This is a genomic window from Pseudomonas sp. PDM17 (assembly GCF_014851985.1).
GTDB lineage: Bacteria > Pseudomonadota > Gammaproteobacteria > Pseudomonadales > Pseudomonadaceae > Pseudomonas.
Map to the genome: position 1 here is coordinate 45,992 of NZ_JACVAT010000009.1, position 16,725 is coordinate 62,716.

20 protein-coding genes and 1 tRNA gene are annotated in these 16,725 nt (G+C 64.8%); 11 read left to right on the forward strand and 10 right to left on the reverse strand.

Going from position 1 to position 16,725, the window contains the following annotated elements; translation table 11 throughout:
* Positions 1-92 precede the first annotated feature (92 nt).
* The gene (locus IB256_RS26530) at positions 93-992 is read left to right on the forward strand and encodes a LysR family transcriptional regulator (RefSeq protein ID WP_192295038.1); all 900 of its coding nucleotides are present in this window, start codon (positions 93-95) and stop codon (positions 990-992) included.
* On the opposite strand, the gene thpR is transcribed toward IB256_RS26530, so the two are convergent.
* Positions 978-1,496 (reverse strand): RNA 2',3'-cyclic phosphodiesterase, encoded by a 519-nt coding sequence (gene thpR / locus IB256_RS26535; RefSeq protein ID WP_192295037.1) that lies wholly within the window; start codon positions 1,494-1,496, stop codon positions 978-980. The two genes, IB256_RS26530 and thpR, sit on opposite strands and share 15 nt — an antisense overlap.
* Before the next feature lie 182 nt (positions 1,497-1,678).
* Here thpR and IB256_RS26540 point away from each other — a divergent pair, with 182 nt between their 5' ends.
* Positions 1,679-1,999 (forward strand): hypothetical protein, encoded by a 321-nt coding sequence (locus IB256_RS26540; protein WP_192295036.1) that lies wholly within the window; start codon positions 1,679-1,681, stop codon positions 1,997-1,999.
* 94 nt (positions 2,000-2,093) lie between these two features.
* On the opposite strand, the gene greB is transcribed toward IB256_RS26540, so the two are convergent.
* The 3 genes from greB to IB256_RS26555 are packed head-to-tail and all read right to left on the reverse strand — an operon-like array spanning position 2,094 to position 5,831.
* Positions 2,094-2,591 (reverse strand): transcription elongation factor GreB, encoded by a 498-nt coding sequence (gene greB / locus IB256_RS26545; RefSeq protein WP_017517009.1) that lies wholly within the window; start codon positions 2,589-2,591, stop codon positions 2,094-2,096.
* Between the two features lie 41 nt (positions 2,592-2,632).
* Positions 2,633-5,134 carry an ABC transporter permease gene (locus IB256_RS26550; protein WP_192404673.1) on the reverse strand — a complete coding sequence of 834 codons (2,502 nt, stop codon included), beginning with the start codon at positions 5,132-5,134 and terminating at the stop codon, positions 2,633-2,635.
* A gap of 13 nt (positions 5,135-5,147) precedes the next feature.
* Positions 5,148-5,831, reverse strand: coding sequence for an ABC transporter ATP-binding protein (locus tag IB256_RS26555; RefSeq protein WP_151187702.1), 684 nt, complete (start codon positions 5,829-5,831; stop codon positions 5,148-5,150).
* Between the two features lie 10 nt (positions 5,832-5,841).
* On the opposite strand from IB256_RS26555, the gene IB256_RS26560 reads away from it, so the two are divergent.
* The 3 genes from IB256_RS26560 (at position 5,842) to IB256_RS26570 (ending at position 7,870) form a co-directional block, all read left to right on the forward strand.
* Positions 5,842-6,447, forward strand: a complete 606-nt coding sequence (locus IB256_RS26560; RefSeq protein ID WP_192295034.1) for an arylesterase — start codon at positions 5,842-5,844, stop codon at positions 6,445-6,447.
* Between the two features lie 87 nt (positions 6,448-6,534).
* Positions 6,535-6,813 (forward strand): hypothetical protein, encoded by a 279-nt coding sequence (locus tag IB256_RS26565; protein ID WP_081518646.1) that lies wholly within the window; start codon positions 6,535-6,537, stop codon positions 6,811-6,813.
* 73 nt (positions 6,814-6,886) lie between these two features.
* Complete coding sequence (locus tag IB256_RS26570; protein WP_045211466.1) at positions 6,887-7,870, forward strand: L,D-transpeptidase family protein; 984 nt, start codon at positions 6,887-6,889, stop codon at positions 7,868-7,870.
* 146 nt (positions 7,871-8,016) lie between these two features.
* Here IB256_RS26570 and oprI read toward each other — a convergent pair whose 3' ends face one another.
* Positions 8,017-8,268 (reverse strand): outer membrane lipoprotei OprI, encoded by a 252-nt coding sequence (gene oprI / locus IB256_RS26575; RefSeq protein ID WP_017517003.1) that lies wholly within the window; start codon positions 8,266-8,268, stop codon positions 8,017-8,019.
* Positions 8,269-8,681: 413 nt separating this feature from the next.
* Positions 8,682-8,771 (reverse strand) — tRNA-Ser (locus tag IB256_RS26580).
* A gap of 173 nt (positions 8,772-8,944) precedes the next feature.
* Here IB256_RS26580 and earP point away from each other — a divergent pair.
* Positions 8,945-10,072 carry an elongation factor P maturation arginine rhamnosyltransferase EarP gene (gene earP / locus IB256_RS26585; RefSeq protein WP_192404674.1) on the forward strand — a complete coding sequence of 376 codons (1,128 nt, stop codon included), beginning with the start codon at positions 8,945-8,947 and terminating at the stop codon, positions 10,070-10,072.
* Positions 10,073-10,114: 42 nt separating this feature from the next.
* A complete protein-coding gene (gene efp, locus IB256_RS26590) occupies positions 10,115-10,681 on the forward strand; it encodes an elongation factor P (RefSeq protein ID WP_045211459.1) in 567 nt (188 codons plus the stop codon).
* 65 nt (positions 10,682-10,746) lie between these two features.
* Here the strand turns inward: efp and IB256_RS26595 are convergent, their stop codons facing one another.
* From IB256_RS26595 to IB256_RS26605, 3 genes are all read right to left on the reverse strand, one after another.
* Positions 10,747-11,175 carry an organic hydroperoxide resistance protein gene (locus IB256_RS26595; RefSeq protein ID WP_081518645.1) on the reverse strand — a complete coding sequence of 143 codons (429 nt, stop codon included), beginning with the start codon at positions 11,173-11,175 and terminating at the stop codon, positions 10,747-10,749.
* Positions 11,176-11,347: 172 nt separating this feature from the next.
* Positions 11,348-11,797: a MarR family winged helix-turn-helix transcriptional regulator gene (locus IB256_RS26600; RefSeq protein ID WP_192404675.1), complete on the reverse strand. Its 450-nt coding sequence runs from the start codon at positions 11,795-11,797 to the stop codon at positions 11,348-11,350.
* Positions 11,798-11,860: 63 nt separating this feature from the next.
* Positions 11,861-12,817, reverse strand: a complete 957-nt coding sequence (locus IB256_RS26605; protein WP_192295032.1) for a LysR family transcriptional regulator — start codon at positions 12,815-12,817, stop codon at positions 11,861-11,863.
* Between the two features lie 105 nt (positions 12,818-12,922).
* Here IB256_RS26605 and IB256_RS26610 point away from each other — a divergent pair, with 105 nt between their 5' ends.
* Positions 12,923-13,669 carry a sulfite exporter TauE/SafE family protein gene (locus tag IB256_RS26610; RefSeq protein ID WP_192295031.1) on the forward strand — a complete coding sequence of 249 codons (747 nt, stop codon included), beginning with the start codon at positions 12,923-12,925 and terminating at the stop codon, positions 13,667-13,669.
* A gap of 6 nt (positions 13,670-13,675) precedes the next feature.
* Here IB256_RS26610 and IB256_RS26615 read toward each other — a convergent pair whose 3' ends face one another.
* The gene (locus tag IB256_RS26615) at positions 13,676-14,527 is read right to left on the reverse strand and encodes a LysR family transcriptional regulator (protein WP_081518641.1); all 852 of its coding nucleotides are present in this window, start codon (positions 14,525-14,527) and stop codon (positions 13,676-13,678) included.
* Positions 14,528-14,621: 94 nt separating this feature from the next.
* On the opposite strand from IB256_RS26615, the gene IB256_RS26620 reads away from it, so the two are divergent.
* From IB256_RS26620 to IB256_RS26630, 3 genes are all read left to right on the forward strand, one after another.
* A complete protein-coding gene (locus tag IB256_RS26620) occupies positions 14,622-14,855 on the forward strand; it encodes a DUF1127 domain-containing protein (protein WP_412547974.1) in 234 nt (77 codons plus the stop codon).
* 87 nt (positions 14,856-14,942) lie between these two features.
* A complete protein-coding gene (locus IB256_RS26625) occupies positions 14,943-15,413 on the forward strand; it encodes a DUF3291 domain-containing protein (RefSeq protein ID WP_192295030.1) in 471 nt (156 codons plus the stop codon).
* A 60-nt stretch (positions 15,414-15,473) separates the two neighbouring features.
* Positions 15,474-16,694, forward strand: coding sequence for a winged helix-turn-helix domain-containing protein (locus IB256_RS26630; protein WP_192295029.1), 1,221 nt, complete (start codon positions 15,474-15,476; stop codon positions 16,692-16,694).
* The last annotated feature ends 31 nt before the right edge of the window (positions 16,695-16,725 follow it).

The following is a 16,725-nucleotide window of genomic DNA, read 5'->3' on the forward strand; positions in this document are numbered from 1 at the left end:
ACAGGCTCCTTGTGTAAGGTGAAGCCATGGTGCCGCCGCCCTGCTTAGTGTAAAAACGGATTGTTCTTATTGGGTTGACCGGTTTTATCGATATGGGCCCGCGCATCACCCTTCGCCAACTGGCGACCTTCACCGCTATCGCCGAACTGGGCAACGTGACCCAGGCAGCAGCGCGCATCGCGCTGTCGCAGTCCGCCGCCAGCCAGGCGTTGCAGGAGCTGGAGCGCGCGCTCGGCACGCGCCTGTTCGATCGTAGCGGCAAGCGCCTGGCGCTGAACGACAACGGCCGCGCCTTCTACCCCAAGGCCAGTGCTTTGCTGGCGCAGAGCGCGGAGCTGGAGAGCCTGTTCGAGTCGGCGCCGGTGCAGCTGAGCCTCGGCGCCAGCCGCAGCATCGGTGGCTATCTGCTGCCGCAGGTAATGGCCGGTTTTCTCGGCGAACTGCCCGAAAGCCGTCTGGAGTTGCAGGTTGCCAACAGCGGCGGGGTGATCGAGGCGCTGGCCGAGTTCAGGTTGGACGTGGCCTTCATCGAGGCGCCGATCCAGCATCCGCAGATCCAGCTCACTCCCTGGATGGCGGACGAGCTTTTACTCGTAGTGGCGCCGGATCATCCCCTGGCGCTGGCCGAACGCGTCAGCCTGAAGGATTTGTCGGCGGCTCGCTGGGTGCTGCGCGAAGCCGGTTCCGGTACCCGTGTGACATTCGAGCAGCAGGTATTGCCACGCCTGGGCAGTGTCAACGCGCCTCTGGAGGTGAGCAACGCCGAGGCAATCAAGCATCTGGTGGGCAGCGGCTTCGGCATCGGCTGCCTGTCGCAGCGCGTGGTGCAGGCGGAGCTTGCACGCGGCGAACTGGTGCGCCTGGAAAACCCGCTGGGACCGCTGCGGCGTACCTTCTTCCGTGCGCTGCATATCGACAAGTACCCCACGGCGGGCCTGCGTCGCTTTCTCGATTACGCCCAGGGCTGGGCGGCGCGCTCAGACGCTGTCTAGCGGCCACTCGCCAATGGCGCGGTAGCGCACGCCAGTGGGGCTGTTCTCCGAGCTGAACAGCGTCACGGCACGGGCTGGCAGCAGGAAGGAGGCTGCGGCGGCCGGCGTGTGGTGGGTATGGCGAGCGAGGGTGATATGCGGATGGAACGGGCGATGCTCGACCTCGAATCCACTCGTATGCAGCTCCTCGCGCAGGGCGTGCACCAGTCCGTGCAGGGCGGCCGGCGCGTTGCTGGGCGCCAGGTGCAGGATGCCGTTGTTCCAGCGCGCGATGTGGTCCAGTTCAAGGTTGAAGCCTTGGCGTGGCAGGCGTTCGCCGATGGCGCGCAATTCGGCCTTGCGCCCGCGCGGCACGGAGCCGAGAAAGGCCAGTGTCAGGTGCAGGTTGGCCTGGGCTACAGGCTGGCCGTCGTGGTGCAGGCTGTCGCGCCAGGTGCAGATGCGCGCCGCCAGTTCCGCTGGGCAGGGCAGGGCGAAGAACAGCCGCATGGGGGGTGTGGTCATCGACTGAAGTCTCCTTGACAGCTTTGCCGGGGCTTCTCTAGGATGCCGCACAGCGCCGATTTAAGTAGCAACTTGCGGGGCGCGGATGCAAGCGACAGCTGACATCGAAATACCGCTAAAGCGCTGGTTCGGTGTGCCTCTCGCCGCGTCCAGCAGGACCCCTGAGGCGGAGACGTGACACCATGACCTGTCCCAACCCGCATGTGCGCCTGGCCCCGATCACCACTGGCCTGGTGCGGCGCAATCCGAAGATTCTCCTGGGCGGCAATCACCAGCCCACCCTTGTCCGTTACCTCGATGGCTGGCCCAAACGCTGGAACGGTTCGCGTACCTTTCTGATCCAGTTTGCCGAAACCTTTGCCGATCTCGCGCGCTTCCCGACTGACAGTTTCGACTTCGCCGTGGTGCAGTCGCCGGTGGTCGAGCAGTTGGAGTCGGCTGTTCACGAGCTGACCCGTGTGGCCCGGCAGGGCCTGATTACCCGGCGCCCACCGTCGTTCTGATCAGGTAGGCGCGAGCTTGCTCGCGAACGGATTCACCGGCGCCACCAACGCTGGGCGGATTCGCGAGCAAGCTAGCCCCTTCAGATAGGCTCCTTCAGGGATACTCGATTTCCACCACGAACCACATCTTCTCGCCGGACGGGCTGCGCACCATCACCTCGGCGTCCAGCTCCTTGCCCACCAGGGCGCGGGCCAGGGGCGAGTCGATGCTGATGTGGTTGTTGCGCAGGTCCAGCTCATCCGGGCCGACGATGCGGTAGCGGGCCTGTTCGCCGTCCTCGTCTTCCAGGGTGACCCAGGCGCCAAAGTAGACCTTGTTCGGATCCGCCGGGCGCTCGCTGACTACCTTGCAGTTTTCCAGGCGCTTGCGCAGGAAGCGCACGCGGCTGTCTATCTCACGCAGCATCTTCTTGCCGTAGGTGTACTCGGCGTTCTCCGAGCGGTCGCCTTGCGCGGCGGCCTCGCTGACCGACTGGGTCACCTGTGGCCGACGCACGTTCCACAGTTCATGCAGTTCTGCGCGCAGGCGCGCTTCGCCTTCGGGAGTGATCAGCGGGGTACCGGCAGGGCGGGGCGGACGATAGCGGCTCATGGCATCCAGTGCGGCGAGAGTGATCGGGGCAGTCTACCCGATCAGCTCTCGCGCAGCAGGCGCAATGGGCTCACATTGAGCGCGCGGCGGGTGCCCAGCAGGCCGGCGCCGCCCACCAGCAGCGCACCCAGTACCGGCAGCCCCAGCAGCCAGGGATGCGGACTCCACGGCAGGTCGAACACCAGGCGGTAGAGCAGGTAGCTGATCAACTCGCAACCCAGCGCCGCCAGCAGGCCGCTGACCGCGCCGAGCAGGGCAAACTCGCTGCGCCGCGTGCGCATCAGCAGGCCGCGTTCGGCGCCCAGTGCGCGCAGCAGTGCGCCCTGGCGCAGGCGCTCGTCGAGGGTCGCCTGCAGGCCGGCGAACAACACCACGAAGCCGGCGGCGAGGACGAACACCAGCACGTACTCCACCGCCAGCGTCACCTGGTCGAGGATGCTGCGCAGCTGCGCCAGCAGCGCGTCCACTGGCAGCAGGGTGACGGTGGGGTAGGCGCGGGCGAGTTCGATCAGTTGGCGCTCCTGGCTTACCGGCAGGTAGAAGCTGGTCAGGTAGGTCACCGGGAGGTCGGTCAGGGTGCCGGGCTCGAAGACCATGAAGAAATTGGGCTGGAAGTTGTCCCATTTCACCGAGCGCAGGCTGCGGATCTGCGCTTCGCGAGTCTGCCCGGCGACGGTGAAGCTCAGGTGATCGCCGACTTTCAGGCCGAGGTTGCCGGCGAGCTTCTCTTCCACCGAGACACCCGGCAGTTCGCTGTTCTCGCCGGTCTGCCACCAATCACCGGCGACTATCTGGTTGCCCGCAGGCAGGCGTTCCGACCAGGTCAGGCCAAGGTCCCGGTGCAGGGCGCGCTCGCTGCGCACGTCTTCCTTCAATGTCTGGACGGGCTTGCCGTTCACCGCCACCAGCCGGCCAGGCACCATCGGATAGAGGTCTTCGGCGTTGGGCGACAGTGCCTTCACCCGTTGCTCGAAACCGTCTTTCTCGGCCGGCAGGATGTTCAGCGCGAAGTGGTTCGGCGCATTGGGTGGCAACTGGGAATGCCAGGTGTCCAGCAATTCACCGCGCAGCAGGGCGATCAGCGCCATGGCCAGCAGGATCAGGCCGAAGGCGAGGCTCTGTCCGGCGGCGGCCAGCGGGTAACGCAGCAGCTGGCCCAGGCCGAGGCGCCACGGCAGGCTGGCACCCTGGAGGGCGCGGCGCAGGCCACGCAGGGCCAGCAGCAGGATGAAGCCAAGGATCACCGCGGCGATGGCGCCGCCGCCGAGGAGAGCGAGGGTGAGTTTCAGGTCCAGGCTCAGGCGCCACATGATCAGGCCGAGGGCGAGCAGCGCACAGCCATAGGCGGCCCAGGTGCGCATCGGCACCGGCAGCAGGTCGCTGCGCAGCACGCGCAGCGGCGGTACGCGGCCCAGCGCGGCGAGCGGTGGCAAGGCAAAGCCGGCCAGCGCGACCAGCCCGGTCGCCATGCCGGCGAGCGCGGGGACTATGCCGGCTTCGGGAATTTCCGGCGGCAGCAGGTTGCCCAGCAGGTGCATCAGGCCCAGCTGCGCGAGCCAGCCGAGGAAGGCGCCGCAGACGCTGGCAACCAGTCCCAGCGCGAACAGTTGGCTGCCATACAGCAGAAGGGCTTCGCGGCGCGACAGACCCAAGCAGCGCAGCAGTGCGCTGGCGTCGAAGCGGCGGGTGGCGAAGCGGTTGGCCGACAGCGCCACGGCCACGCCGGCGAGCAGCACAGCGGCAAGGCTGGCGAGGTTCAGGTAGCGTTCGGCGCGGCCCAGGGCATCGCCGATCTGACGGTTGCCGTGGTGCGCGTCCTGCAGTTCCTGGTTGGCGGCCAGGTTGCCTTGGGTAGCTTGCCGGTAAGTTTGCAGCGCATCGTGCGCGCCGCCCCAGAGGTCGCGATAGCGCACCCGGCTGCCGGGCTGCACCACGCCGGTGGCGTCCAGGTCGTGCAGGCTCATCATTACGCGCGGGGTGAGGCTGTAGAAGTCGCCAGCGCGATCCGGTTCATAGGTCAGCACACGGGCGATGCGCAGGGACTTGCGGCCGATGTCGACGCTGTCGCCGATCTTCAGGTCGAGGCTGGCGAGCAGGCGCGATTCGACCCAGATGTCGCCCGGTGCCGGGCGGCCGCCCTCGACTTCCGGCTGCAGAGGGGCAGGCGCGCTCTTCAGTTCGCCACGCAGGGGATAGCTGTCGCCGACGGCCTTCACGCTGCTCAGCTGGATGCCGTTGTCGGTGGCCACCACGCTGGAGAATTCCACGCTCTGCGCGTGCTGCAGGCCGAGCTTGAGGCCGCGGTCGATCTGTTCCGGCTGCGCCGGCTGGGTGCCGGTGAGTACCAGGTCCGCGCCGAGGAATTCGGCGGCGCGCACCAGCATGGCGCCGTTCAGGCGCGCGCTGAAATAACCGATGGCAGAGCTCGCCGCCACCGCCACCAGAAGGGCGAAGAACAGCACGCGCAGTTCGCCGCTGCGCCCCTCGCGCCACAGCTGGCGGAGGGACAGGCGGAACAGGTTGGGCAGCGACAGTGGCTTCATCGGCTCTCGTCCGTCAGGGTTCGACGTGGTCGATCAGGTGGCCGCTTTCCAGGCGGATATGGCGCTGGCAGCGGTGGGCGAGGCGTTCGTCGTGGGTCACCAGGACAAGAGTGGTGCCGCGCTCGCGGTTCAGTTCGAAGAGCAGGTCGCTGATGCGCTCGCCAGTGTGGGTGTCGAGGTTGCCGGTCGGTTCGTCAGCGAACAGTACGTCCGGTTCGGCGGCGAAGGCGCGGGCAATGGCGACCCGCTGCTGTTCGCCACCGGAGAGCTGGCGCGGGTAATGGGTCAGGCGCTGGCCGAGGCCGACGCGTTCCAGCAATTCGCGGGCGCGCTGCTCGGCGTCCTTCCGGCCGTCCAGTTCCAGCGGCAGCATGACGTTCTCCAGCGCATTGAGGCTGTCGAGCAACTGGAAGGACTGGAAGACGAAGCCGACGTGGGCGGCGCGTACTCGCGCGCGCTGGTCTTCATCGAGGCTGCCCAGGGTGTGGCCGAGCAGGACGATCTCGCCGCCGCTGGGCAGGTCCAGGCCGGCGAGCAGGCCGAGGAGGGTGGATTTGCCCGAGCCGGAGCTGCCGACGATGGCGAGGCTGTCACCGCGGGCGAGGTCGAGGGAGAGGTCGTGGAGGATGGTCAGCTTGCCTTCCGCGCTGGAAACAACCTTGCTAAGGTTCCGCGCGGTGAGAATGCTTTCGCTCATGGAGAATCCGATGCGTGCATGGCTAATGGGCGGCTGCCTGGCGTTGCTTCTGATCACGCAGCAGGCCGCGGCGCAGACGCTGTTGGTCGTCGGCGATAGTATCAGCGCCGGTTTGGGGCTGGATACCAGCCTGGGGTGGGTCAACCTGCTGGACAAGCGTCTTCAGGAGCAGGGTTTCGACTACAAGGTGGTGAACGCGTCGATCTCCGGCGATACCACTGCAGGAGGCCTCGCGCGCCTGCCGGCGCTGCTTTCGGAGCAGAAGCCGAAGCTGGTGGTGATCGAACTGGGCGGCAACGATGGCCTGCGCGGAATGGCGCCGGCGCAATTGCAACAGAATCTTAGCGGCATGGTTGAACAGTCGCAGAAGTCGGGTGCCAAGGTGATCCTGCTCGGCATGCGCCTGCCGCCGAACTACGGCCAGCGCTACACCGATGCTTTCGCCAAGGTCTTCGACAGCGTGGCAGGCGAACAGAAGATTGCGCTGGTGCCGTTCTTCCTCGAAGGGGTAGGGGGCGTACAGGGCATGATGCAGGCTGACGGCATTCATCCGGCGGTGGCGGCGCAGCCCAGGCTGCTGGATAACGTCTGGCCGACGCTCAAACCGCTGCTGTGAGGCGACTTTACTGGTGTAAACCGCAGAATCGAGGCTTCCCCGCGAACGACCTTTCGGCTATGTTTGCGCACCCTTCTGGAACCCCCTATGTCGCGCCCCGCCTGGACCCTCTTCGCCTACCAGCTGATCGAACCCGATGAGCAGCTGGACTTGTTCGCCTGCCGCGAGGTCCGGGTGCATCTGGTCGCGCGCCAGCTGGAGCTGGGAACCCCGGCCGACCGCACGTTGTGCGGCAGCCTGCTGCCGGCACAGCCGATGTGGCGCGGCGCCGAGAAACCGCTGCTGCGCGATCGGCGCATCTGCGCGGCCTGCCTGAAACAACTCGAAGAGGAAAAGCGCGGCGCGCGCAGTTCCTGGCTCATCTGATATCTCCCGTTGACGGGGCTTGCGGTGGTAAACTGATCACCCTTTGCTCATTGCCCACGTCAAGGATCCTCGGATGTTGTCGCGCGTCATTGCCGCCTGCTCGCTGTCCCTCGCCGCGCTGCTCTCGGCCGGCCCCGTTTCCGCCATTGAATTGCCGCTGCCGGCACCGGGCGACGATATCGTCGGCCAGGTCCAGGTCATCAAGGCCAAGTACGAAGACACCTTCGCCGACCTGGGCGAGAAGTACGGCCTCGGCTACTCCGAGATGATCGCTGCCAACCCGGGCGTCGATGCCTGGCTGCCGGGCGTGGGTACCGAGGTCATCATTCCGACCCGTTTCGTCCTGCCGGCAGGTCCCCGCGAAGGGGTGGTGATCAACCTCGCCGAATACCGCCTGTACTACTTCCCCAAGGACAAGAATGTTGTCTACACCTACGCCCTGGGAATCGGTCGCGAAGGCTGGGGTTCGCCGGTGGGCAGCACCAGCGTGATCGCCAAGACCAAGGATCCGGCCTGGTACCCGCCGGCCTCGATCCGCGCCGAGCACGCCGCCGACGGCGATCCGCTGCCGACCGTAGTGCCGCCGGGTCCGGACAACCCGCTGGGTCCGTACAAGATGAGCCTGGGCTTCCATGGCTACCTGATCCATGGTTCGAACAAGAAGTTCGGCATCGGCACCCGTACCAGCCACGGTTGCTTCCGCATGTACAACTGGGACGTGACCCAGCTCTTCTCGATGATTCCGGTGGGCACCAAGGTGCGCATCATCAACGAGCCGTACAAGTTCGGTCGCAGCGAAGGCAAGATCTACCTCGAAGCCCACGCGCCCATCGATGACAACGGCGACCCGTCCGTGGTCGACAAGCACACCGCAGTGATCAACGCCCTGCTCAAGCGCGAAGACATCGCCAGCCAGATGCAGATGGATTGGAACGTGGTGCGTGAAGTGGTTGCTGCCGAAGACGGCCTGCCGGTTGCCATTGCCCAGCCGCAGCAAGTGCAGCAGGGTGGTTCGGTTGCCGCTACTGTTGACCAGGACGCGGTGCCGCTGCAGTAACTCGCAGCGCGCACTAAGAAGCCCGCCGACCGTTACCGGTCGAGCGGGCTTTTTGTTGCCTGCCTGTTTTGTCGAGGGGACAAAACGGCGGGCATAAAAAAACCGACCCCGAGGGGTCGGTTTTTTCGAACAGATCCGAAGATCTATTACTTGCGGCTGGCTTTGTCCAGCATACGCAGGGCGCGCTCGTTAGCCTCGTCAGCGGTCTGCTGGGCTTTCTGAGCGGCGGCCAGAGCTTCGTCAGCCTTGCGATAGGCTTCATCGGCACGGGCTTGAGCGCGAGCAGCGGCGTCTTCAGTAGCGGTCAGACGTGCTTCGGTTTCTTTCGAGTGGCTGCTGCAACCGGTGGCCAGAACAGCAGCCAGAGCCAGAGCAGAGAATTTCAGAACGTTGTTCATCGTGTTCCCCTTAAGGTGGACATTTCCATTAAAAGCAATCTCCCATGACTGGGAAATTAGCCGGACTACATAGTACCCATTACTTGTAGTAAGTAAACTGACCAAGCGCAAGTACGGCACTTTTTTTTCATGTTACGGGTGCTGTTAGCAGTTGTGCGAGGCCGATTTGGGCAAAAACTGTCCAATCTGGCAAAGGAGTGTTGCCAGCAGGTGTCAGGCGGGGTCTGAGGCGGGTTTCAGGGCTGCGGAACCAAGCTGTCAGATGACTGTCGACAATGGTCGAACAACTGTTTAATCGCCGTTGTGCATTTGTCCAACTGACAACTTGCAACTAGGCCGCAACAGGTGAAGAAAGTGTGAAGGGGAAAACGAAAAAGCCCGGCTAATTGCTTAGCCGGGCTTTTTCATGAATCTGGCGGTGAGGGAGGGATTCGAACCCTCGATACGATTTCTCGTATACACACTTTCCAGGCGTGCTCCTTCAACCGCTCGGACACCTCACCAGATTTCTCGACAGCGCTGTGTCTGTCGAGGCGCGCACTTTACTCAAAGGTTTCCTCCTTGGCAAATCTTTTTTGAAAATTTTTTCCAAGGGATTCATCGGCTTAAGGAGCATGGCCGGGATCGCGGGTACACTGGCTCCTTCTGAGACACGCTCTGGTACGTAGGAAAGCGCATGGCCAGCTGGGACATCTTCTGCAGCGTAGTCGACAACTATGGCGATATCGGCGTCACCTGGCGGCTGGCCCGGCAACTGGCCGGAGAGCACCGCCAGCAGGTGCGGCTGTGGGTCGACGATCTCGCGGCCTTCGTGCGCATCTGCCCGGCAGCCGATGGCGCGGCTGCGTCGCAGCAGCAATCGGGTGTGGAAGTTCGCCTGTGGCCTGTGCCCTGGCAGGACACCGCCGCGGCGGATGTGGTGGTCGAGGCCTTCGCCTGTGAAATGCCGGCTGCCTATATAGAAGCGATGCGCGAGCGGCACACGCCTTCGCTGTGGCTGAACCTGGAATACCTCAGCGCCGAGTCCTGGGTGGAGTCCTGCCATGGTTTGCCATCGATGCAGGCCAACGGGCTGCAGAAGTACTTCTATTTCCCCGGCTTCACCGCTGCCACCGGCGGGCTGTTGCGCGAGCGTGACCTGATTGCCCGGCGCGATGCCTTCCAGGCCGATCCGGCGGCCAGCCTTCGCTTCCTGGAAAGCCTTGGCGTGCACCCCGAGCCTCACGAGCGGCGCATTTCCCTGTTCGCTTATGAGAATGCCGCGCTGGCTGGCTGGCTGGACGCACTGGCTGGAAGTACCGTCGCCACTTTATTGCTGGTGCCCGAGGGCAGGGTGCTCGCCGATATCGAGCGCTGGGCGGGGCAGGCTCTGGGAGTGGGGCAGCAGTACCGGAAGGAGGCCCTGCGTGTTCAGGTGCTGCCCTTCGTGCGCCAGGAAGACTATGACCCGTTGCTGTGGAGTTGCGATTTCAACGCGGTGCGTGGCGAGGACTCGTTCGTGCGGACGCAATGGGCGGGGCGGCCCTTCGTCTGGCACATCTACCAGCAGGATGAGGATGTCCACCTGGAGAAGCTGGAAGCTTTCCTGGCCCTGTTCGGTGAGGGAATGGACGAGACGCTGCGGATGGAGCTGCAGTCGTTCTGGATGGCCTGGAATGGCCAGGGTGACGCCGGCGCTGCCTGGCAAAAGCTGGAAAGCCGGCTGCCGGAGTGGGCCGCGTGGATTGGCAATTGGCAGCGGCGCCTGAGCGAACAAACCGATCTTGCCGCGGGGCTGGTGCGTTTTTATACAAATTGGCTATGATATGGCCCCTGATTTTTGTCTCCAATCCAATCGGATAATCGTATGAAAACCGCACAAGAGTTCCGCGCTGGCCAGGTTGCCAACATCAATGGCGCCCCCTGGGTCATCCAGAAGGCCGAGTTCAACAAGTCCGGCCGTAACTCCGCGGTCGTCAAGATGAAGCTGAAGAACCTGCTGACCGGTGCTGGCACCGAGACCGTGTTCAAGGCCGACGACAAGCTGGAGCCGATCATCCTCGATCGCAAGGAAGTCACCTACTCCTACTTCGCGGACCCGCTGTATGTCTTCATGGACACCGAGTTCAACCAGTACGAGATCGAGAAAGGCGACCTGGAAGGCGTGCTGACCTTCATCGAAGACGGCATGACCGACGTCTGCGAAGCCGTCTTCTACAACGAGAAAGTCATCTCCGTTGAACTGCCGACCACCATCGTTCGCGAAATCGTCTACACCGAGCCGGCTGTCCGTGGCGACACCTCCGGTAAAGTGATGAAGACCGCTCGCCTGAAGAACGGTGCTGAAGTCCAGGTTTCCGCCTTCTGCGAAATCGGCGACTCGATCGAAATCGATACCCGCACTGGCGAGTACAAGTCCCGCGTCAAGGCCTGAGCCTGATCCGAGACAGAAAAAAGCCCGGCTGATGCCGGGCTTTTTCGTTTCTGCCTTTCGTGGAATCACACGCTGACGTTCAGACGCACGTCGATATTGCCGCGGGTGGCGTTGGAGTAGGGGCAGACCTGGTGGGCCTTGGCGACCAGCTCTTCGGCCTCGGCCTGGTCCAGGCCCGGCAGGTTGATGTTCAGTTCCACTTCCAGGCCGAAACCGCCGGGGATCTGGCCGATGCCGACCTTGCCGGTGATCGAGGCGTCTGCCGGGATCTGCTTCTTGCTCTGGCTGGCGACGAACTTGATGGCGCCGATGAAGCAGGCCGAGTAGCCGGCAGCGAACAGCTGTTCCGGGTTGGTGGCTTCGCCGCCCGCGCCGCCCAGTTCACGCGGAGTGGACAGTTTCACGTCGAGGATGCCGTCCGAGGAGATGGCGCGGCCATCACGGCCTCCGGTAGCGGTAGCGGTGGCGGTGTAGAGGGCTTTGATGGTTTGCATGGTGGTCTCCGATTCGCGGTCAGGTAACTCGGTATGAGAGTGTCTTGCTGCTCAATATCTTGTGCGCTAAGCAGTTCGTGAGGTGAAAATTAGTTCGAATTAATTTAGTGCGCAAGATAATTATTGGAAGATTTCTGACTAAGGAACCTGCAGCTTTGGCATAAGCCCCGGATTACGGGGCTTGCAAGTGTCCGCGCAGGTCCACGAGCTCCTCCTGGAGGCGCTTCAGACTGTCCAACGTTAGACCGCTGCTGGCCAGGATGCAGGCCGGAATGCTCTCCGCCTGTCGGCGCAGCTCGTGGCCCTTGTCGGTCAGGCGCAGCTGTACCACGCGTTCGTCCGCCTGACTGCGGGTGCGGGTGATCAGACCCTCTGCCTCCAGGCGCTTGAGCAGGGGCGTGAGGGAGCCAGGGTCGGTGAGCATGCGCGAGCTGATCTCGCCCACGGTGATGCCGTCTTCTTCCCACAGCACCAGCATGGCGATGTACTGCGGGTAGGTGAGGCCCAGCTCCTGCAGCAGGGGCTTGTAGACCTTGGTCATCTGCAGGGAGGTGGAGTAGAGGGCGAAGCACAGCTGGTTATCCAGCTTGAGGGCTTCGCAGGTCGGGTCTTGCTGGGTCATGGCGTGCTCCTGGCCGGGGCGCTCGAAGCGAAGAGATGATTGCGCATTAATTTAGCGCGATGGTTAATTCTTGAACAGCGCTTCCGCAAGCGCTGCATCCCAGGGCGGCGGGAAACCGAAACGCTCCAGCAGGAAGCCCAGCAGGCGCTCACTGCGTGGGTGGGTGCCGCGCTCCAGGCGCAATGCGTGGATAACGCCAGGCTCTGGTTCGGGAAGGCCGTTCTCGCAGAACAGCGGCAGCAACTGGCCGCTGATCAGGTACTCGCTGCACAGCCAGGTGGGCAGGTGAGCGAGGCCGATGCCTTGCAGTGCACCTTCCACCAGCGTCTCTGCATTGTTCGCGGTCATGCGCAGCCGGCGCGGGCGCAGGTGTTGCAGCTTGCCGTCGATGAGGAAGCGCCAGGCCAGCGGCGGCGCCAGGCCTTCCCAGTCGAGGCCGATGTGCTCCGGTAGCTCCAGTGGCGAGGCTGGTCTGCCGTGCTGCTGCAGGTAGGCGGGGCTCGCGCAGACGATCCGCCGCATGGGCGCGAGACGTGTAGCGACCAGGCGGCTGTCGGGCAGGGTGCCGATGCGCAGCACCAGGTCGACCTGGCCGAGGTTTTCCCCGCGAGTGTCGGTGAAGCTGTCGATCAGCCGCAGCTGCACGTCCAGGCCGGGGTTGGCGGTGAGGAAGTCCGCCAGCGCCGGGGCCAGATGACGGCGACCAAAGGGGACGGGGGCGTCGATGCGGATCAGGCCCTCCGGCGCGGTGCTCAGGGATACCGCTTCCGCGCGTGCCTGGCGCAACTCGATGACTATCCGCCGCGCCCGCTCGGCGAACGCCAGCCCCGCCGGTGTGGCGCGCACGTTGTGGGTGCTGCGCACCAGCAGGGTCGAACCCAATCCCTGCTCCAGCGCGTCCATGCGCCGTGCCACGGCGGAAGGGGTGAGCTGGCGCAGGCGGGCGGCGGCGGAGAAGCTGCCGTTGTCGAGCACGTCCAAGTAGAGGTCGAGCTGGTCTTCGAGGCTGGAAGGGTTCATCGCGGGTTATGGCTTTGCGAAAAGGACAAAGCCATTGTGCTGCGCTTTGCGTTTCCCATCCAGCCGGGGTTTTCTAGCATGGACGCCTTGTTGTGGAGGTGCGTCATGTGGGACCTGGTCTTGGACTTTCTGCTCGGCGTCGTGCTGGGCAGCCTGGGTGGGCTGTTCGGTATTGGCGGCGGGCTGCTGGCGATTCCGGCACTGGGCGTGCTGTTCGGGCTGGACCAGCAGCTGGCGCAGGGCACCGCGCTGGTGATGGTGGTGCCGAATGTGTTGTTGGCCATCTGGCGTTATCACCAGCGTAACCGTATCGATTTCGCCCAGGCCGGCGTCCTGGCGCTGACCGGCCTGGTCTGCGCGTTCTTCGCTTCCAGCATCGCGGTGAACCTGGATGCCCGCAGCATGCGCACCGCCTTCGTGGTCTTCCTGGTGCTGCTGGCCCTGTATCTGCTGGTGCGTCTGTTCCAGCGCGTGCCCCAGGGCAGCGGCACGCCGCGCTACGGCCTGCCGTGGATGGGCGTGCTGGGACTGGGTGCCGGTTCTCTTGGTGGGCTGTTCGGGGTGGGCGGTGGTGTGCTGGCGACGCCGGTTCTGACGTCCGTCTTCGGCCTGACCCAGGTGATCGCCCAGGGTCTTGCGCTGGCTCTGGCGGCGCCCAGCACGGGCGTGGCGCTGGCGACCTATGCCATGCACGGCCATGTGGACTGGCGCATGGGCAGCGCGCTGGCGCTGGGCGGGCTGGTCAGCATTTCCTGGGGGGTGCGCCTGGCCCATGCGCTGCCCGAGCGTCAGCTGCGTCTGGCCTTCAGCGCTTTCCTGATCGTCTGCGCAGTGCTGCTGGCGGTGCGTTGAGCCGCATTACGAACGGAAGCCTTCGACGATGTACTCGGCCAGCTTGTCGGTCACCGGGGTCATCTTCTGCCCGCGTAGCAGCACGATGCTGGCGTTGGGGAGCATTGGCAGGCCCTCGTCCTCGCCGATGATGCGCAGATTGCCAGTGAGCAGGCTCTGCAGTTGCGCTGTGACCGCCAGCCCCGCACTGGCCACGGCGAACAGCGCCGACAGGCTCGGACTGCTGTAGGCGATGCGGTAGTCCACTTCCATCGCCTCCAGCGCATTGCAGGCCCAGGCGCGGCAGAAGCAGGCGGTGTTGAACATCGCCAGCGGCAGCGGGCGCTGCTCCTGCGGGCAGAAGCTCTCGGCGGCCATCCAGACGAAGGACTCCTGGCGCAGCAACTGGCCGATCTCGGTACCCGGCTCGCGGGTGACGATGGAAAGGTCCAGGTCGTTGCGCATCAGCAACTGCGCGGACGAGTCGCAGTGCACTTCCACCTGCACCAGCGGATAGGCCTCGGCGAAGCGCGAAAGGATGCTGGGCAGGAAGCGCATCACATAGTCATCCGGCGTGCCGATCTTCACCGAGCCGACCATGTGCGGCTGGCGGAAGGTGTTGAACACCTCACCCTGCAACCGCAGGATGCGCCGCGCATAGCCCAGCAGGATCTGCCCCTCGGGCGTTAGGCGCACCTGGCGGCCGTCGCGTTCGAACAGGCTGCGCTCCAGCACGTCCTCCTCCAGGCGTTTCATCTGCATGCTCACTGCCGACTGAGTGCGGTTGACCATCTCGGCCGCGCGGGTGAATCCGCCGTGGTCGGCGATGGCGACGAAGGTGCGCAGCAGTTCGCTGTCGATGCTGGGGAAGCTGCTCATTCATCAATCTCCGAGATGGGTTGCATAAGAATGATTCGTTGGATTGATCTTAGCGCGAGGCTGAAACTGCATCCAACCCCACAGGGAGGGAAGCATGATGAAAGGTCAACTCGGTTTCGTAGCAGCGTCCTACCATGTCCACAAAGTCTCCACCGTTCCGCTTTGGAAGCGCGCCATTCAACGTGTCCTGCACTGGCACGAACTGGCCCGCCAGCGTCGTGAGCTGGCGACCATGAGTGATGAGGCGCTCAAGGATATCGGCCTGAGCCGTGCCGACATTCAGCAGGAAGTCGAGCGCCCGTTCTGGATGGATTATGTCCGCCGTTGAAATCGCCGGGCGGCACGGACCCTCGTCGTGCCGCCCGCTCCCCAAAGCCTGATCAGCCTCATGACCCGCTGGATGACAAGGAAGCCCATGTCCACCCGTTACCACCTTGCCCAGGTCAACATCGCCAGGGCCCGCGCACCGCTGGATCACCCCCTGATGAAGGGCTTCGTCGACCAGCTCGATCACATCAATGCCCTCGCCGAGCGCAGCTCCGGTTTCGTCTGGCGCCTGCAGACGGAGGAGGGCGATGCCACCTCGATTCGCGTCTTCGACGACCCGCTGATCATCGTCAACCTGTCGCTGTGGGAGTCGGTCGAAGCGCTCAAGGATTACGTCTATGCCGGCGAGCATCTGCAGGTCCTGCGCAGCAAGCGCGACTGGATGGAACGCCTGCCTTCGCCGAGCCTCGCGCTCTGGTGGCTGCCGGAAGGCGAGCTGCCGGATGTGGCGATGGCCCGCGACCGCCTGGAGCGTCTGCGGCTGGAGGGCCCCTCGGCGGAGGTCTTCACTTTCGCACGTCCCTTCCCGGTACCCACGCCGCTCGGTGAACCCGCCTGATGCAGCCAGGCGCTGCGATTGGCGTTAGGCTCTAGGGCTCGCCCAGCCCCGGAGTCCACGATGCCGACCGTCGAATCCCTGTCCCTCAAGCAGGCCCGCCGCCTGGCACTCGCCGCCCAGGGGTTCACCCTGCGCAAGCCCGGCGGCGAGGTGCAGCGCCGTCATGTGCGCAGCCTGCTCGAGCGGCTTGGCGTGCTGCAGATCGACTCGGTGAACGCGCTGGTGCGCTCGCACTACCTGCCGCTGTTCTCGCGACTGGGCAACTACTCGCCGACGCTGCTGGAAGAGGCCGCCTGGAGCGGCGGGCGGCATCGCCGTCTGTTCGAATACTGGGGGCATGAAGCGTCGTTGCTGCCGCTGGAACTCTATCCGCTGATGCGCTGGCGCATGCGTCGTGCGGCCGAGGGGCGTGGCATCTACCAGCAGCTGGCGCGCTTCGGGCGCGAGCAGCAACCGGTTATCCAGCGGGTGCTCGATGCCGTGCGCGAGCAAGGCGCGCTGGGGGCTGGCAGCCTGACCACCCGCGAAGAGCGCGCCGGCCCCTGGTGGGACTGGAGCGACGAGAAGCACGCGCTGGAGTGGCTGTTCGCCGCGGGCGAGGTGACGGTCGCTGGGCGTCGCGGTTTCGAGCGTCTGTACGACTTGCCGGAGCGCGTCCTGCCCGCCGATCTGCTGCAGCGGCCTGAAGTGGACGAAGACGAGGCGCAGCGCCAGCTGCTGCTGCATTCGGCACAGGCGCTGGGCGTGGCTACCGAGAAAGACCTGCGCGATTACTTCCGCCTCGACCCTGCCGACAGCAAGCTGCGGCTGGCCGAGCTGGTGGAGGCGGGCGAGCTGTTGCCGGTGCAGGTCCAGAGTTGGCAGGCGCCGGCCTACTGCCTGACAGACCCGGTGATCCCGCGCAAGGTGCGCGCCAGTGCCTTGCTCTCGCCGTTCGATTCGCTGGTCTGGGAACGCGCCCGTACCGAGCGGCTGTTCGACTTCCGCTACCGCCTGGAGATCTACACGCCGCAGCACAAGCGGGTTTACGGCTACTACGTGTTGCCGTTCCTGTTCGACGAGCGCCTGGCCGCGCGGGTCGATCTGCGCTCCGATCGCGCTGCCGGCAGGCTGGTGGTGCATGCCGTCCACGAAGAGGAAAAGGGGCTGGGCGAAGAAGGGCACGCTGCGCTGGCGCAGCAACTGGGCGAGATGGCGAACTGGCTCGGGCTGGAACGGGTAGCGGTGAACTGCCGGCGGCCGTCCGGCGAGCGTCTGCAAGGGTTGCTGGCGAGGGTCTGAAAACAAACGGGCCTCCGCAGAGGCCCGTCCG

Bases quoted from the DNA above. Each gene is read 5' to 3' on its own strand.
- IB256_RS26625 (WP_192295030.1), top strand. From the start codon at position 14,943: ATGTCCACCCGTTACCACCTTGCCCAGGTCAACATCGCCAGGGCCCGC.
- IB256_RS26615 (WP_081518641.1), bottom strand. From the start codon at position 14,527: ATGAGCAGCTTCCCCAGCATCGACAGCGAACTGCTGCGCACCTTCGTC.
- oprI (WP_017517003.1), bottom strand. From the start codon at position 8,268: ATGAACAACGTTCTGAAATTCTCTGCTCTGGCTCTGGCTGCTGTTCTG.
- earP (WP_192404674.1), top strand. From the start codon at position 8,945: ATGGCCAGCTGGGACATCTTCTGCAGCGTAGTCGACAACTATGGCGAT.
- IB256_RS26595 (WP_081518645.1), bottom strand. From the start codon at position 11,175: ATGCAAACCATCAAAGCCCTCTACACCGCCACCGCTACCGCTACCGGA.
- IB256_RS26620 (WP_412547974.1), top strand. From the start codon at position 14,622: ATGATGAAAGGTCAACTCGGTTTCGTAGCAGCGTCCTACCATGTCCAC.
- IB256_RS26550 (WP_192404673.1), bottom strand. From the start codon at position 5,134: ATGAAGCCACTGTCGCTGCCCAACCTGTTCCGCCTGTCCCTCCGCCAG.
- efp (WP_045211459.1), top strand. From the start codon at position 10,115: ATGAAAACCGCACAAGAGTTCCGCGCTGGCCAGGTTGCCAACATCAAT.
- IB256_RS26570 (WP_045211466.1), top strand. From the start codon at position 6,887: ATGTTGTCGCGCGTCATTGCCGCCTGCTCGCTGTCCCTCGCCGCGCTG.
- IB256_RS26555 (WP_151187702.1), bottom strand. From the start codon at position 5,831: ATGAGCGAAAGCATTCTCACCGCGCGGAACCTTAGCAAGGTTGTTTCC.
- IB256_RS26530 (WP_192295038.1), top strand. From the start codon at position 93: ATGGGCCCGCGCATCACCCTTCGCCAACTGGCGACCTTCACCGCTATC.
- IB256_RS26540 (WP_192295036.1), top strand. From the start codon at position 1,679: ATGACCTGTCCCAACCCGCATGTGCGCCTGGCCCCGATCACCACTGGC.
- IB256_RS26610 (WP_192295031.1), top strand. From the start codon at position 12,923: ATGTGGGACCTGGTCTTGGACTTTCTGCTCGGCGTCGTGCTGGGCAGC.
- IB256_RS26565 (WP_081518646.1), top strand. From the start codon at position 6,535: ATGTCGCGCCCCGCCTGGACCCTCTTCGCCTACCAGCTGATCGAACCC.
- IB256_RS26630 (WP_192295029.1), top strand. From the start codon at position 15,474: ATGCCGACCGTCGAATCCCTGTCCCTCAAGCAGGCCCGCCGCCTGGCA.
- thpR (WP_192295037.1), bottom strand. From the start codon at position 1,496: ATGACCACACCCCCCATGCGGCTGTTCTTCGCCCTGCCCTGCCCAGCG.
- greB (WP_017517009.1), bottom strand. From the start codon at position 2,591: ATGAGCCGCTATCGTCCGCCCCGCCCTGCCGGTACCCCGCTGATCACT.
- IB256_RS26600 (WP_192404675.1), bottom strand. From the start codon at position 11,797: ATGACCCAGCAAGACCCGACCTGCGAAGCCCTCAAGCTGGATAACCAG.
- IB256_RS26605 (WP_192295032.1), bottom strand. From the start codon at position 12,817: ATGAACCCTTCCAGCCTCGAAGACCAGCTCGACCTCTACTTGGACGTG.
- IB256_RS26560 (WP_192295034.1), top strand. From the start codon at position 5,842: ATGCGTGCATGGCTAATGGGCGGCTGCCTGGCGTTGCTTCTGATCACG.